The sequence below is a fragment of the Roseobacter sp. genome, from assembly GCF_039970775.1.
Classification (GTDB): domain Bacteria; phylum Pseudomonadota; class Alphaproteobacteria; order Rhodobacterales; family Rhodobacteraceae; genus Roseobacter.
Map to the genome: position 1 here is coordinate 49,563 of NZ_JBDVLG010000046.1, position 15,467 is coordinate 65,029.

The window sequence follows — 15,467 nt, forward strand, 5'->3', positions numbered from 1 at the left end:
GGCATGAACGACACACTTACACCCGAATGGATCGCCGTTGATTGGGGCACCACCAACCTGCGCGCCTATGCAATGCAGGGCGCGTCAGTGGTGGCGCGCGCGGCCTCGGGCGATGGCATGGGGCAATTGACAACGGCGGGGTTTGAACCCGCGTTGATGGCGCTGATCGGCGGCTGGGCCAATGCCGCGTCGGTCAGGATCATTGCATGCGGTATGGTCGGGTCGCGGCAAGGGTGGGTCGAGGCCCCCTACGCCAAGGTCCCCTGCACGCCCCTTAACCGGCCGTTGACCCACGCACCCAGCACGCAAAACCTTGATGTACGGGTGATATCAGGCCTGTCCCAGACCACGCCCCCCGACGTGATGCGCGGCGAAGAAACCCAGATTGCGGGGTTTTTGGCGTTCAATCCGGGCTGGGATGGGGTGCTGTGCCTGCCCGGCACCCACACAAAATGGGTGCACCTTAGCGCTGGTGAAATCGTGAGTTTCCAGACCTTTATGACCGGCGAACTTTTCGCGCTGATCAGCGAGGCATCGGTGTTGCGCCACTCACTGACCGCGGATGGGTGGGACAGCGCCGTCTTTGCCGAAGCTGTGACAGATGCGCTGAGCCATCCGCAACGGTTGGCCGCACGGCTGTTTACCCTGCGCGCGGATCATTTGTTGCATGACGCGCCCGCACCCACCACGCGCGGGGCACTATCAGGGTTGCTTATCGGTGCCGAACTGGCCGCCGCGCGGGCCTATTGGTTGGGCCAAAACGTGGCGATCCTGGGCACCCAAGACCAAGCCCGCGCCTACCAAACCGCGCTGCGCCCGCAAGGCATCGAAGCGATGCTCGTAGACGCAGAAAAAGCCACATTGGCCGGGCTCACGGCCGCCTATCGCAGCACAAAGGCCAGCTCATGACCCTGCCCTTGATCGCCATTTTGCGCGGGATCACCCCCGCCGAAGCCGCCCCCATCTGCGATGTCCTGATCACCGCCGGGATCACCCAAATTGAGGTGCCGCTGAATTCACCTGACCCGCTCGAGAGCATTGCGATCATGGCGCGTGACTTTGGCGATCAGGCGCTGATCGGGGCGGGCACAGTGTTGCAGATTGATCAGGTCACAGCCGTGGCGGATGCGGGGGGGCAATTGATCGTCTCGCCCAATTGCGATTGCGATGTGATCCGTGCCACCAAGGCGCGCGGGTTGCACAGCTGGCCCGGTGTTTTCACCCCGACCGAAGCCTTTACTGCGTTGCAGGCCGGGGCAGACGGGCTCAAACTATTCCCCGGTGCGATGGCCGGCCCCGCCGGTCTGGCCGCGATGCGCGCCATTTTGCCCCCCGGCACGCAGGTCTTTGCAGTCGGCGGCGCCGGGCCCGACAATTTTGGCGATTGGATCGCGGCCAGCGCCGACGGGTTTGGCATCGGGTCGGCATTGTACAAACCGGGGATGACAGCGGCGGATGTGGCCACCCGTGCGGCGGCCATCACTCAGGCGTATCAAAGGGCCGCCCCATGACCGCGCGGGTGTTCGATGACCGACAATGCGCGCTTGGCGAAGGGCCCTTGTGGCACCCCGCCCGCGAACAATTGTTTTGGTTTGATATCACCGGCCACGCGCTTTTGTGCCGCACAAAGTTAGGCCCGGTGACCTGGAAATTCGATGCCGCGGTGTCGGCGGCCGGGTGGCTTGATGCCGATCACCTGTTGGTCGCATCCGACACCGCCCTGTGGCGGTTCAACCTGTCCACGGGTAGCAAATCGCAGATCTGCCCGCTGGAAAGCACCACCAACGCGACACGCTCAAACGATGGGCGCGCGGACCCTTGGGGGGGCTTTTGGATCAGCACTATGGGGCGCGATGCCGAACCGGGCGCGGGCGCGATTTACCGCCTATACCAAGGCACGCTGCGCAAGCTTTTCAGCGAGCTGACCATCCCCAATGCGATCTGTTTTGCCCCAGATCGCAGCCACGCCTATTTCACCGACACCGCCAAGGCCCACCTGATGCGCGTGCCGCTTGACCAGGCCGGGTGGCCTGCCGCGCCCGCCGAGATGTTGATTGACCTTGCAGCCCACGGCCTAAGCCCCGATGGCGCAGTGGTCGACAACCAAGGCGCGCTATGGATCGCGCAATGGGGCGCCGGGCGCGTGGCCGTTTATGACAAGGACGGAACCTATCAAAGCGCCGTCGATGTGCCCGGTGTGCACAGCACCTGCCCCGCGTTTGGCGGGCCCGATCTGACAACGCTTTATGTCACCAGCGCCACGCAAGGGCTAGACGACACCGCCTGCGACCCGGCCGCACAAGGATTAACCTTCATGGTCAAACACGCCGGGCATGGGGTGCCCGAACCACAGGTCGTCCTATGAAAAGGACCTTGGGGGTGTGCTATTACCCCGAACACTGGCCCGAAGATATGTGGCCCCATGATGCCGCCGAAATGGTGGATGCGGGCATCAGTTGGGTGCGCATCGGCGAGTTCGCCTGGAGCCGTCTGGAGCCCACCCCCGGTACATATCAATTTGACTGGCTCGACCGGGCGATTGATGTGCTCAGCCGGGCGGGGCTGAAGATTATCCTTGGCACGCCCACCTGCACGCCGCCCCGTTGGATGCTGACGCAGTTCCCCGATATGTTGGCGGTTAACGCACAGGGTCAGCCGCGCAAATTTGGATCGCGCAGGCACTATTGTTTTAGCCACGCAGGCTACCGCGCCGCCAGCGCCGAGATCGCTGCCGTATTGGGCGACCGATACGGCCACGACCCCCGTATTAACGGCTGGCAGATCGACAATGAATACGGGTGCCACGACACGGCGATCTCATATTCTGACGCCGCACGGGATGCGTTTCGTGTTTGGCTGGCCGGGCAATACGGTGACATTGACGCGCTGAACACCGCGTGGGGCAATGTGTTTTGGTCGATGGAATACGCCTGCTTTGACGACATCGACCTGCCAAACCTGACAGTCACCGAACCCAACCCCAGCCATGACATGGCGTTTCGGCGGTTCACCTCGGATCAGGTTGTGGCCTACCACACGGCACAGGTCGCAGCCCTCCGCGCGCGTACCGGCATGCCCCTGATCCACAACTACATGGGCCGGGTGCTAGATTTCGATCACTTCGAAGTCGGGGCGTCTATCGATATCGCCAGTTGGGACAGCTACCCCATTGGATTTTTATCGGACCGCCTAGAGGGCAGTGCGGCACATAAAACGCGCTATCTGCAACAGGGCGACCCGGACATGCAGGCCTTTCACCATGACCTTTACCGCGCAGTGGGCCGCGACAACCGGTGGTGGGTGATGGAACAGCAACCGGGCCCGGTGAACTGGGCGCCCCACAACCCCGCGCCCCTGCCCGGCATGGTCCGTCTGTGGAGTTGGGAGGCCTTTGCCCATGGTGCCGAGGTCGTCAGCTATTTCCGTTGGCGTCAGGCGCCTTTTGCCCAAGAACAGATGCACGCGGGTCTTAAACGCCCCGACAATGCCGATGCGGTGGGCCTGCTAGAGGCCGCCCAAGTCGGGCGTGAAATCGCCGAAATGCCAGACATCGCGCTGCAAAAGGCCGCCGTTGCCTTGGTCTTTGATTACCCGTCTGCATGGGCGTGGGATGTGCTGCCACAGGGCGCGGGTTTCAGTTATTTCCGGCTGATGCTGGATGCCTACAGGGCGCTGCGCCGGGCGGGGTTTTCGATTGATATTGTGCCCTCAACGGCCACCGACCTATCGGATTACGCACTGGTGCTGGCACCGGGGTTGGCCACGACACCGCAGACCCTCTGCGCGGCGATGGCCAACACCGTTGCTTTGGTCGGGCCGCGCAGCAATGCAGTCACGCATGATCTGACGATCCCCACGCCCATGGGCCCTGATCTGCGGGGGCTGGATGTCGTCGTGGCGCGAGTGGAAAGCCTGCCCCCCGATGTGCGCCGCCCCGTACGCGGCGGCGGCGCGGTGCAGCACTGGATGGAAGATCTGCAGGGCACCGCCCCCACCGTATTTGAAACCGAAACCGGCCAGCCTGTCGTCAAGGGAGCAGACGATCTGCATTATTTGGGCGCATGGCCCGATGCGACCCTGTGGGACCGGATTATCGCAGGTCTGGCACAACGCGCAGGCCTGACGCCCCAATCCCTGCCCCAAGGCGTGCGGTTGCGCGACACCGCTACCCATAGGTTTGCGTTCAACTACGGGCCAGAGCCTGTGTGTTTTGACGGCAAATCCCTTGCCCCCGCGGGTGTCGCGTGGTGGGCGATCTGACCGGCGTGTCTAGGTGTGCGCTTTGGCGTAGGCCAAGCACCCCAACAACGCGGCCTCGTCTTGGGTGATCACCGACACGGCGACCGGCGGCAAGGTTGATTTGACCGTGGGCTGGGTGTCAACGGCCTTGACGAACAACGCAAGCGCCGGGCTGTCGAGCACGCTGCGCACCACAGACCCCGCCAGATAGATCCCGCCTGTGGGCATATAAAGAAGCCTCAGGTCCTGGATCCATTCGCCCAGCATGGTCGCGAATAAATCACGGCATTGGGTCGCAATTTCATCGCCAGCCGTGGCGCGTGCCATGACCTCGCGACCACCGATTGCGGCCTGCCCCGTGGCCTCGGCATGCAGTCGCGACAGACCGGGCCCCGAAAAGACGTCTTCGACGCAGCGCACCCATTCGGCGGGCCGCCCCAGATACGTTTCGAGCAGGCGGCGCACGCGGGTCGGCAAACTGCCCAACCCCGCCTCGGCCAACAGGCACGTCACGCCGCCCTCGTGGGTCAAAACCGGGCTGACATTGAACCCCGTACCAATGCCCACCACCAATCGTTGCATCTGATGGGGCGCAGGCAGATCAGGGGCCAAAACCGTGCGCAGATCATCCGCGCCCAGACTATCCAGCGCATAGCCCAACGCCCCAAGGTCGTTCATAAGATCAACGCGCCGGGCGTCATGGGCCACCGCCAAGGCACGCGCGTCAAACTGCCAATCGCGGTTGGTCAACCTTGCGCGCGCGCCATCACCGGGGCCCGCCACGGCAATGGTCAACGCCTCGACAACATGTACCTCGGCGTGGGTCAGATAGGCGTCCAGCACGTCATCGAAACTGGCGAAATCGTCGTTTTCGTAGCGGCGGGTCAGTGCGGGGTCAATCACCCCTCCCCGCGCACAGGCAAACCGAACATTCGTGCCGCCGACATCGGCCAAGATCAATGCCATATATAAGTGCCCTCAGACAAAGCGGTTGACGTAGTTTTCCAATATTTCCTGACGGCCCGAGCGCGGCTGCGGATCAATCGCCCCCCCCGCAACGGTGGTTTCGATCTGATCCAGCGTCGCGTCTTGCAGCCAGGTTTGCGCTTGCGGCGCGTCCCACCCCGCATATCGCGCAGCACGCGCCTCTTCAAGACCACCGTCCGCTAGCATGGCCGCTGCGGCCTTAAAACCACGCGCACAGACATCCATACCGCCTACATGTGCGGCAATAAGGTCCACCGGATCAAGGCTTTGGCGCCGCAGTTTTGCATCAAAGTTGGTACCGCCAGTGGTAAACCCACCCGCCTTGAGCACCTCATAATAGGCCAATGCGACTTCGGGCACAGTGTTGGGGAATTGATCTGTATCCCAACCCGATTGATAGTCATTGCGGTTCATATCGATCGACCCGAATATCCCAAGCGCCGAAGCCGTCGCCAGTTCGTGTTCAAAACTATGGCCCGCCAATATCGCATGACCCTGTTCGATGTTCACCTGAACCTCGCCTTCCAGGCCGAATTCCTTGAGGAACCCATAGACCGTCGCCACATCGTAATCGTATTGGTGTTTGGTGGGTTCTTGCGGTTTGGGCTCGATCAAGATGCCGCCCTTAAAGCCGATCTTGTGTTTGTAATCGACCACCATCTGCAACATGCGACCTGCCTGCGCGCGTTCGCGTTTTAGGTCGGTGTTCAGCAGGGTTTCGTACCCCTCGCGCCCGCCCCAAAGCACATAGTTTTCACCCTTCAGTTTATGCGTCGCATCCAAGCAGTTTTTGACCGTCGCGGCGGACCAGGCAAAGACCTCTGGGTCGGGATTTGTCGCCGCACCCGACATGAACCGCCGATGCGAAAACAGATTGGCCGTGCCCCACAACAGCTTGGTGCCTTGGGTCTCCATTTTGGTGCCCAGATAGTCGATAATCTCTTCGAAATTACGTTTGCTTTGCGCAAAACTATCGCCTTCAGGGCGAATGTCGGCATCGTGCCAACAATAATACGGCTGCCCCAACAGGGCGAACATCTCAAACGCCACATCCGCCTTGAGCCGTGCCAGATCCATCGTATTACCAAACCACGGCCGGTCGAACGTCTGCCCGCCAAAGGGGTCACCACCGGGCCATGCAAAACTGTGCCACCACGCCACGGCGAACCGCAGGTGGTCTTCCATGCGCTTGCCCGCCACGATTTCATCGGGGTTATAGTGCCGGTAGGCCAAGGTGTCTGCCGGTGCGTCGGGTGCGTATTTAACGGGCGAGATATCGGCGAAAAAATCGGTCATAGGGCCTCCTTAAGCGCGGCATAAGCCGCGCGGTATTGTGCGTGTTTGTCCATGAATGCGGACGTCAGATTTGGGTCTGGGTCTAATGTGCGGGCGGTCGCAGGTGGCGTGGCGATGTCGGCGCCCGCGCCGGTTGCGGCCATCAAGCCCAGACGTGCGGCCCCGAACGCACCACCAAAATCACCCGCTTGCGGCACATCAATCGGCAGATCCAGCAGCGTGGCCAACGCCCGCAGCCAATAGTCCGATTTGCTGCCACCGCCCACGGCCACAAGGCTGGTGATCTGGGTGCCGGTGCTGCGCAGGGCGTCGTAGTTGTCGCGGAACGCAAAGCTGATGCCTTCGATCACCGCACGGGTGCCTGCGGTTTGGTCTACGCCGTGGCCAAGGCCCAACAACGCCCCGCGCGCGGCGGCGTCATTATGCGGCGTACGTTCGCCCCCCAGATAGGGCAAAAACAGCGCCTCCGATGGCGCCTGAAGCGCGCCCAAATCTGCCGTCAACCGCCCGGCATCGGACCCAACAAGGCCCGCGTACCAATTCAGCGCATCGGTACACGCCAAGATCACCCCCATCTGGTGCCATGTGTCCGGCAGGGCGTGGCAAAAGGTATGCACCGCCGTGGGCGCATCGGGTTGGTAGGCGGCGCTGGCGGCGAACAGCACCCCAGACGTGCCCAACGATATAAACGCCTGCCCCGGTTTCACGACCCCCATGCCAACGGCCGATGCGGCATTGTCACCGGCGCCGCCCGCCACGATAACGCCTTTGGGCAGGCCCCACCGGGTCGCCAATGTGTCGCGCAACTGCCCGGACGCGGCGGATCCTTCGACCAAACGCGGCATGTGATCGCGGGTCAGCCCGCTGACCTGCAACAACGCATCAGACCAATCGCGCGCGCCGGTGTCCAACCAACTGGTGCCTGCCGCATCTGACATCTCTGACACCGCATCACCGGTCAACCACAAGCGCAGGTAGTCTTTGGGCAACAATACCTTGGCGGTTTTTGCCCACACATCAGGTTCGTGCACGCGCACCCATGCGACCTTGGGCGCGGTAAAGCCAGGAAACACGATATTGCCGGTGATGTCGCGCCACTGCGGGTCAGCGTCCAGATGGGCGGCTTCGGTGTGGCTGCGGGTGTCGTTCCATAGCATGCAGGGGCGCAACACATCGCCCGCCGCATCCAGCAATGTGGCCCCATGCATCTGACCGCTCAGGCCAATACCGCGCACCCCGTCCAGCGGGTGTTGGGCCGCCAGCGCGGTCATTGCGTCTTGGGTCGCGGTTAGCCAATCGGCGGGGCGCTGTTCAGACCACCCGCTGTGGGGGCGTTGCACGGTCAATGGTGCCGTCGCTTCGGCCAGCAGCCGTTGATCTGCGTCAATCAGCACCGCTTTGAGCCCCGAGGTGCCCAGATCCAACCCTACAAACATACCTTAGGCCGCCTGATCGGGTTTCTTGCCCATGATGATCATGCTCAGAATATCGTCTTCGGTCACGTCTTCGACCCGTTCGGTGCCGATCATCTGGCCGTTTTTCATCACCGACACGCGGTCACATAGTTCCAACATCTCGCGGGTGTCATGGCTGATCAAAAAGATGCCCAAGCCTTGTTTTTTCAGCTCTTGGATCAAATCTGCGACCATTTGTGTTTCGTGCACACCCAAGGCCGCCGTTGGTTCATCCATGATCAGGATCTTGGCGTTGAAATACACCGCCCGCGCGATCGCCACCGATTGTCGTTGCCCGCCCGACAGCGCGCTCACCGGTTCTTTGAGCTTGCGGAAATTGGGGTTCAGCCGCGCCATGATCTTGGCGGTCTCGCTCTCCATTTTCGCGTCATCGACAAACCCCGCACCGGTGACCAATTCGCGGCCCAAAAACAGGTTCGAGGCGGCATCAAGGTTATCGGCCAAGGCCAGCGTCTGATAGATCGTTTCAATGTTGTGATCGCGGGCGTCACGGGGGCTGGTGATCTGCGCCTGTTTGCCCTCTATCCAGATCTCGCCACTGTCTTTTTGGTAGGCGCCCGATAGGATCTTGATCAACGTGGATTTGCCCGCCCCATTGTGGCCCAGCAGCCCCACGACCTCGCCGGGGTACAGATCAAGGCTAACGTGGTCGACCGCCCGGATGCCCCCAAACGAAATGGAGATATCCTTGAGCTGAACCAGCGGTGTTTGAGACATATCTTTCATGGTATTCCCCCTCACTTGGATTTGCGGCGATACAGGATGTCGAGGTAGACGGCCAGCACCAACACCGACCCCACAACGATCTGTTGGATGGCGGCGTCAAAGCCAATAAGCACCATCCCCGTTTGTAGCGATTGCATCACCAACGCGCCTAATATCGCGCCATAGATCGTGCCCACACCGCCCGCCAGCGACGTGCCCCCGATCACAGCCGCGGCAATCACGTAAAGCTCATCTAGGGTGCCCAACGCATTGGTCGCTGACCCCAACCGTGCAGAGGCCACAACCGCCGACAGCCCGGTTAGCGCGCCCATCAGCGCGAAGATTTTCACCGTCATCCAACGGGTGTTGATGCCCGCCAGTTCGGCGGCTTCGGGGTTGCCACCGATGGCATAAACGTACCGCCCAAACCGGGTGCGCGACATCAGGATCGTCATGAAAATCGCAACCGCGATCAGGATCAGCACCGGAATGGCAAAGCCATGCGAAATGAACAGCCCGCCTTCAGGCACGGTGATGCCTTCGGCCTGCGCATAGCGGCGCACAATGCCGCGCGGCCAGGGGTAGGCATTGACCAACAACACCGCGCCAATCACCGCGCCACAGCCCACAATGGCCAGAAATGTTTCGGCCCAGACCGGGCGTTGAGCGATCTGAAAGGTCGTGCGTTTGCGTCGCCCGATCACCAACATGCCCAACACCGCCGCACAGCCCAGCACGCCCACGATCCAGCTGCCGGTGGACCCGATGGCCCCGTAAGGCCCGCCGCCCATCAACGCGAATGTCGGGTCAACCGGCGAGATCGTCTCGCCGCGCGCGACCAAAAACGCAGCCCCCCGCCAGACCAGCAGCCCCCCCAATGTCACGATAAACGCAGGGATCTTGCCGTAGGCGATCAACGCGCCGTGGAATGCACCAATAAACGCGCCGCATATGACGCCCACAATCACCGCGATCACCCAGATCAACGGATGCCCCAGGCCCAACACCTGCGGCAATAGGTTCACCTGCACCACGCCCATGGCAATGGCGCAAAACCCCAACACAGACCCCACCGACAGATCAATATGGCGGGTGATGATCACCAACACCATGCCGGTCGCCATGATCCCGATAGATGCGGTCTGCACCGAGAGGTTCCACAGGTTGCGCGGTGTCAGGAACGCTCCGAACCCGTTGACCGTCGCGCCATAGACATGGAAGCCGATCCAGATAATGGCCAGCGCGCCCAACATCCCCAACAGGCGGGTGTCCAGTTCGGTCGCGCGGAAAAACCGGGCTACGGGGCCCTGAGGCGGCGCGGTGGCGGCCGTCAGGTCAGAGGTGGGGTCGGTCATGGTACAGCGTGCCTTTTGCAGATCACCTGCCCCCGTCACGCCATATGCGCATCAAGGCAGGTCAATTGGCTGAATGATAAATGGGATGGGTTGGAATGAGATCTGGGCGCAGCACCCTGCGCCCAGATCAAAGCCGTGCTGGATTAGCAGCCAGACACACCTTCAACAGCACCAACGCAAGCCTTGGACTGGTCAATGTGGCCAGACGAAATCGCATCGCCCAGGTTGTCTTTGGTGATCGGCGTGGGCGACAGGAAGATCGCATTCATCTCGACGCCCTTCTCACCACCGGACCACTTCACAGCCCCGTCGATTTTATCAAGCGATGTGCCATTGGCCAACGCCACCGCGATATTGGCCGCAGCCCCGCCCAAATGACGCGCGTTTTTCCAAACAGACACGGTCTGTTCGCCACGGGCCACCCGGTTGAGCGCCGCATGGTCGCCATCTTGGCCACCCACAGGAACGTTCAGACCTTGCGCTGCAAGGGCCGCAATCGCGCCACCCGCCATGCCGTCATTTTGCGACAGAACCGCGTCGACGTTGTTGTCGTTCGCCGTCAGGATCTGTTCCATGTTCTTTTGCGCATTGTCTGGCTTCCAGCCATCGCTAAACGCCTCGCCCACGATCTTGATCTCGCCGCTGTCGACCTTGTCGCCAATCACTTCCATCATGCCTTCAAGCAGGAACGCCGCGTTGGGATCCCCCTTGTCGCCCTTGATGATCGCGAAATTACCGGTTGGCTGAGCGGCCACAACGGTTTCTGCGATGATCCGGCCCACGCCCTTGTTGTCAAACGTTAGGTAAAACGTGCGGTCGTCTTCGATCAGGCGGTCGTAGCCCACCACCGGGATGCCTTCGTTGTCGGCCTGATCAATCGCCGGGGCGATCGCGTCTTTGTCCATCGCAAGGATGATCAACGCGTCTGCGCCTTGTGCGATCAACGCCTCAACATCGGTCAGCTGCTTGGCGGCAGAGGCCTGCGCATCTGAGGAAATATATTTGGCACCGGCCTCTTCGAGGGCGGCCTTGATTGCGGCCTCGTCGGTTTTCCAGCGCTCTTCTTGAAAGTTCGACCAGCTGACGCCGACGGTTAGGTCTTGTGCAAATGCGGCCGTGCTCAGGGCAGCCGAAACGGCCATGCCCAGTATCATCATCTTCTTCATTGTATCCTCCCGGTTGGACAGTTCTGTTGACTGTTCATGCCTGTCTCCAAACATGGCATGCGTTAAAGGATTGACTGTTTTAATTCAGCTGTCAAAATAAATTTGAAGATATTCAGCATAAATATCGGGCGATCCCCGATTTCGCCGCCTTTATTTTGGATATTTCAAATATTTACGGGCTATTACTTTTGGAGAGTGAATAAATGTACGTGGACATCTCCCAGAAGGATCCGGCCGAAATGCCCGCCGGTTGTGGGCCGATTCGACCTGAAACAGAGGGCGTGGGCACGTCTTTGCGCCACCGGGTCTTCGAATCTGTGCGCGCAGCGGGGCAAATTTCGCGGATCGACGTGGCCAAGCAACTCAAGGTCAGCCCGGCCTCTATTACCGCGCTGGTGGGCGAATTGCTTGAGTTGGGGCTCTTGCGCGAATGCACCGACACCGCGCGCAGCACCACACGCGGGCGTCCGCCCGTGGCGTTGGCTGTGCAACCGGATGCGGGATATGTGGTGGGCATCAAACTGGCCCGTGCGCAGCACACCGCGCTGCTGGTGGATGCGGCGGGCAAACCGCTCGCTCAGGCGAGCCTAAGCTGCCAGCCTCGGCGCCGGTCCCTTGATCAGGTCTTGGTAGAAACCGGCGAGGTGCTGGATGCGTTGCTGCAACAAGCCAACCTTGCGCGCGCCGATATCGCCTGTATCGGGCTGGGTCTGCCCGGCATGATTGATCATGCGGCGGGGCAAATGGTGTGGTCCCCCCTGTTGACCGACCTCGACAAACCCCTGCGCACCATGGCCGAAGATGCGTTTGGCGTGCCCGTGGCCGTCGACAACGACGCAAACATCGTGACCTTGGCCGAATTGTGGTTTGGCAAGGGGCGCGCGATGGCGGATTTTGCGGTCGTCACCGTCGAAGAAGGCGTGGGCATGGGGTTGGTGATCAACCACCGGCTTTACCGGGGCGCGGGGTCACTGGGCATGGAGATCGGCCACACCAAGGTGCAAATGGACGGCGCGTTGTGCCAATGCGGCCAACGCGGATGCCTCGAAGCCTACATCGCCGACTATGCATTGGTACGCGAGGCCTCCACCGCATTGGACCCCACAGATGCCACCGGCACCGCCCCCGATGTGATGCTGCAACAGCTGTTCGAACAGGCAAAGGCCGGCAATGAAGCCGCCCGCGGGATCTTTCGCCGGGCGGGGCGGTTTTTGGCCTTGGGGCTGGCCAATGTCGTAAACATGTTCGACCCCCCGTTGATCATTCTGGCCGGGGCGCGGATGCAATATGACTACCTCTATGCCGATGATGTGCTGACCGAAATGCATGCGTTGGCGCTCAACCGTGGGGCCGCGCCGCAAAAGGTTGAAACCCACGCTTGGGGTGATCTGATGTGGGCACATGGCGCGGCGGCGCTGGCGCTGTCGGATATCGCGGATGCAATGGCGGAGGGCCGCGCATGAGGGTGTTGGTGTTCTGTCTGATGGCCCAAACGGCCACCGCCGATGTGGTATTTGAGAACCTGTCGCACACCCTGCCCGCCCACAGCTACACCGGCGGGTGGGACCATTTCGTGGGCGGCGGCGTGGCGGTGTTTGATTGCAACGGCGACGCCCTGCCTGACCTGTTGGCGGCAGGCGGCACGCGCCCGGCGCATCTGATGGTCAACCAAGGCGGTATGCAATTCGCCACCGCGCCCCTGCCCGACTTCGACGCCACCACCGGGGCCTACCCGCTGGATGTGGATGGCGATGGCCACCTAGATGTAATGCTGCTGCGGGTGGGCGAAAACCAACTGCTGCGCGGGGATGGAGCCTGTGGTTTCACCCCCGCAAACGCCGCGTTTGGGTTTGACGGCGGCGCCCGATGGTCCACCGCGTTTTCGGCAACATGGCAGGGGGATGCCCCCGTCATGGCCATCGGCAACTACGTGGACCGCGACGACCCCAACGGCCCGTTTGAGGCCTGCGACGACAACAGCCTGCACCACTGGACGGGCGATGCATTTGCCGCGCGCGATCTGTCGCCGGGGTTTTGCGCTTTGTCGGTGCTCTTTGCCCAAGACGCCAGCGGCGCCAAACGGCTGCGCCTGTCCAACGACCGCCATTACTACGTGCGTGCGGGCTCCGAACAGATGTACGACCTTGACGCGCAACGGTTTTTAGGCCCTGAGGACGGTTGGAACACCTTGCGTCTGTGGGGTATGGGGATCGCCAGCCGTGACATCACTGGCGATGGCCGCGCCGAGGTCATGCTAACGTCGATGGGCGACCAGCTGATGCAGATCGCCCAACCTGACGGCAGCTACAGCCGTGCCCCCTATGGGTTGGGCACCTATGCGCAACGGCCGCATCTGGGCGACGACGGCCGCCCATCCACCGGCTGGCACGCAGAATTTGGCGATGTAAACAACGACGCGCGCCCCGATTTATTCATCGCCAAGGGCAATGTGGACCAAATGCCCGGCCTCGCCATGGAAGACCCAAACAGCCTATTGGTCCAGCGCCCCGATGGCACCTTCTATGAGGCGTCCGTTGCGGCGGGGGTGGCCACGGTAGAGAGGTCGCGCGGCGCGGCACTGGCAGATCTGGATGGCGACGGGCGGCTTGATCTGGTGGTGGTGAACCGGCGCGCGCCGATGGAGCTATACCGCAACATCACCCAAGGCACCGGGCAGTGGCTTGCCATCGATCTGCGACTGGATGGGCCCAACACCCGCGCCGTTGGGGCCCGTGTGACATTGACCGCGGGCGGCGTCACCCAGACCCAAGAGGTCACGGTTGGGGGTGGCCATGCGGGCGGTCAGGCCGGGCCGTTGCATTTTGGGCTGGGGGCGGCAGATGCGGCGGATATCGTTGTGCACTGGCCCGATGGGCAGGAAACCCGCCACAACGGCATCAACGCAGGGCAACGCGTGACGCTGCGCCCCTAACGGTCGATGGGCAGGCCGCTGGGCACGGCGTCGGGCACGCCCATGCGCCCGCGCAACGCGGTTGGGTCGCTGAGCGTTTCCAGAAACGCGACCAAGGCTGCGATATCGGCGGCGGGCAATGACACCGCAGGCCTCGTGATCACGGCGCGCAAGGCGTCTTGTTCCACCGGGTCATTTATATGTTGCCAGTCGTCGACATCGGCAAGATCTGGCAGGGCCACGGATGCGGGCTCGAACCTGTCGAGCGCCGTCCGAGGGGAAAGATGGTCAGTGATGAAACCCGTCAGATCCGCATGGCTGCCGGTGTGCCCATATGGCCCGGTCTGCGCCACATTACGCAGGGACGGCGTGCGAAACGCATAGGCATCTTGCGCCCGCCCCGTCACCCGCATACGGCCCGTGTCGCGGGCGTGGCTTTCGAACCGCGCGCCCTTGCCCGGCCCAAACTGCGCGACCCCCATGGCGTGAAAGGCGTGATCGGTTTGGAACGCGCCTGCGTGGCACGTGCCGCAGCCCGCCGCCCCGTAAAACAAGGTTTTGCCCAAGACCGCCTGCGCAGGCAAAGCCGCCTGCCCGCGCAGATGCGCATCGTACAGGCTTCCGTCAGAGCGCCATTCAAACGCGACAAACGCGGCAATCGCATCCGAGATATCGGTAAAGCTAAGCGTCGCGGCATCCCCAAATGCCTGTGCGATCAGCGGCTGGTACGCCGGCGTCTGCACCACCCGTTGCGCCAGCAAATCCCACGCGCCCCCCGGCCCCGTGATACGCCCCTGCCGGACCGCCTGCGACACGTCGTTTTCGCTGTAATGCCCGGCCATTTCATCGGCGCTCAGCACCGGGAACATGGTCTGCGCCGACAGCAGGTTGGCAAAACCCTGCGTCATCTCGGCGCCCATGGGGGTGCGCAACCCGCCCGGTTTGTCCCTGTCGACCTCTATCCGGCCATCATGGAACATGCGCGTGAATTCATAGGCCCCCAGATTGAACAGCGCGGGCGCGTTGCGCGGAATGCGCTGTTCGGGCATGTTTTCGGGGTCGGCACGGCGCGCGGGGCCAAGCCCAATACCCCCCTCGCCCAGCGACAGCGCCACACCATCGGCGGTCGCAAATTTCGGGTGGTGGCAGGTCGCACATGAAATATTGCGATTGCCCGACAGGATGGGATCGTAGAACAACATCTGCCCCAACTGCACCTGTGCCGCATCAACAGGCATATAATCGCTATCGGCCACGGGCGTTTGCGCCACGCCCGCCCCCGCGCCTGCAAGCGCCACCGCAACGGCGCAGATATATCGTTGAAGTCTCATGG

13 protein-coding genes are annotated in these 15,467 nt (G+C 62.1%); 6 read left to right on the forward strand and 7 right to left on the reverse strand.

Translation table 11 applies throughout. The features are described from left to right. The first annotated feature begins 3 nt into the window (after nucleotides 1-3). Genes ABJH13_RS11220 through ABJH13_RS11235 form a run of 4 tightly spaced genes read left to right on the forward strand, consistent with a single transcriptional unit; the run spans nucleotide 4 to nucleotide 4,260 of the window. Entirely contained in the window at nucleotides 4-909 is a 906-nt protein-coding gene (locus tag ABJH13_RS11220; protein WP_348406298.1) for a 2-dehydro-3-deoxygalactonokinase, read from the forward strand. Further along, nucleotides 906-1,511, forward strand: a complete 606-nt coding sequence (locus tag ABJH13_RS11225) for a 2-dehydro-3-deoxy-6-phosphogalactonate aldolase (RefSeq protein ID WP_348406299.1) — start codon at nucleotides 906-908, stop codon at nucleotides 1,509-1,511. Before ABJH13_RS11220 ends, ABJH13_RS11225 begins: the two co-directional genes overlap by 4 nt. Further along, entirely contained in the window at nucleotides 1,508-2,365 is an 858-nt protein-coding gene (locus ABJH13_RS11230) for an SMP-30/gluconolactonase/LRE family protein (protein ID WP_348406300.1), read from the forward strand. The genes ABJH13_RS11225 and ABJH13_RS11230 overlap by 4 nt, the downstream gene beginning before the upstream one ends. Continuing rightward, on the forward strand, nucleotides 2,362-4,260 hold the full coding sequence (locus tag ABJH13_RS11235; protein ID WP_348406301.1) for a beta-galactosidase: 1,899 nt from the start codon (nucleotides 2,362-2,364) through the stop codon (nucleotides 4,258-4,260). The genes ABJH13_RS11230 and ABJH13_RS11235 overlap by 4 nt, the downstream gene beginning before the upstream one ends. Before the next feature lie 9 nt (nucleotides 4,261-4,269). Here ABJH13_RS11235 and ABJH13_RS11240 read toward each other — a convergent pair whose 3' ends face one another. The 6 genes from ABJH13_RS11240 to ABJH13_RS11265 all read right to left on the reverse strand — a co-directional run bounded on the left by ABJH13_RS11240 (nucleotide 4,270) and on the right by ABJH13_RS11265 (nucleotide 11,223). Then, nucleotides 4,270-5,205, reverse strand: a complete 936-nt coding sequence (locus ABJH13_RS11240) for a glucokinase (RefSeq protein ID WP_348406302.1) — start codon at nucleotides 5,203-5,205, stop codon at nucleotides 4,270-4,272. Between the two features lie 12 nt (nucleotides 5,206-5,217). Further along, nucleotides 5,218-6,522 (reverse strand): xylose isomerase, encoded by a 1,305-nt coding sequence (gene xylA / locus ABJH13_RS11245; protein WP_348406303.1) that lies wholly within the window; start codon nucleotides 6,520-6,522, stop codon nucleotides 5,218-5,220. Next, nucleotides 6,519-7,958 carry a xylulokinase gene (gene xylB, locus ABJH13_RS11250; RefSeq protein ID WP_348406304.1) on the reverse strand — a complete coding sequence of 480 codons (1,440 nt, stop codon included), beginning with the start codon at nucleotides 7,956-7,958 and terminating at the stop codon, nucleotides 6,519-6,521. The genes xylA and xylB overlap by 4 nt, the downstream gene beginning before the upstream one ends. Before the next feature lie 3 nt (nucleotides 7,959-7,961). Then, the gene (locus ABJH13_RS11255) at nucleotides 7,962-8,723 is read right to left on the reverse strand and encodes an ATP-binding cassette domain-containing protein (protein WP_348406305.1); all 762 of its coding nucleotides are present in this window, start codon (nucleotides 8,721-8,723) and stop codon (nucleotides 7,962-7,964) included. Nucleotides 8,724-8,734: 11 nt separating this feature from the next. Further along, complete coding sequence (locus tag ABJH13_RS11260) at nucleotides 8,735-10,057, reverse strand: sugar ABC transporter permease (RefSeq protein WP_348406306.1); 1,323 nt, start codon at nucleotides 10,055-10,057, stop codon at nucleotides 8,735-8,737. 143 nt (nucleotides 10,058-10,200) lie between these two features. Beyond that, entirely contained in the window at nucleotides 10,201-11,223 is a 1,023-nt protein-coding gene (locus ABJH13_RS11265; RefSeq protein ID WP_348406307.1) for a substrate-binding domain-containing protein, read from the reverse strand. 239 nt (nucleotides 11,224-11,462) lie between these two features. Here ABJH13_RS11265 and ABJH13_RS11270 point away from each other — a divergent pair, with 239 nt between their 5' ends. Further along, the gene (locus tag ABJH13_RS11270; RefSeq protein ID WP_348406308.1) at nucleotides 11,463-12,686 is read left to right on the forward strand and encodes an ROK family protein; all 1,224 of its coding nucleotides are present in this window, start codon (nucleotides 11,463-11,465) and stop codon (nucleotides 12,684-12,686) included. Nucleotides 12,687-12,706: 20 nt separating this feature from the next. Then, nucleotides 12,707-14,155, forward strand: coding sequence for a CRTAC1 family protein (locus ABJH13_RS11275; RefSeq protein ID WP_348406309.1), 1,449 nt, complete (start codon nucleotides 12,707-12,709; stop codon nucleotides 14,153-14,155). Here ABJH13_RS11275 and ABJH13_RS11280 read toward each other — a convergent pair. Further along, nucleotides 14,152-15,465, reverse strand: coding sequence for a cytochrome-c peroxidase (locus ABJH13_RS11280; RefSeq protein ID WP_348406310.1), 1,314 nt, complete (start codon nucleotides 15,463-15,465; stop codon nucleotides 14,152-14,154). The two genes, ABJH13_RS11275 and ABJH13_RS11280, sit on opposite strands and share 4 nt — an antisense overlap. Between the last annotated feature and the right edge of the window lie 2 nt (nucleotides 15,466-15,467).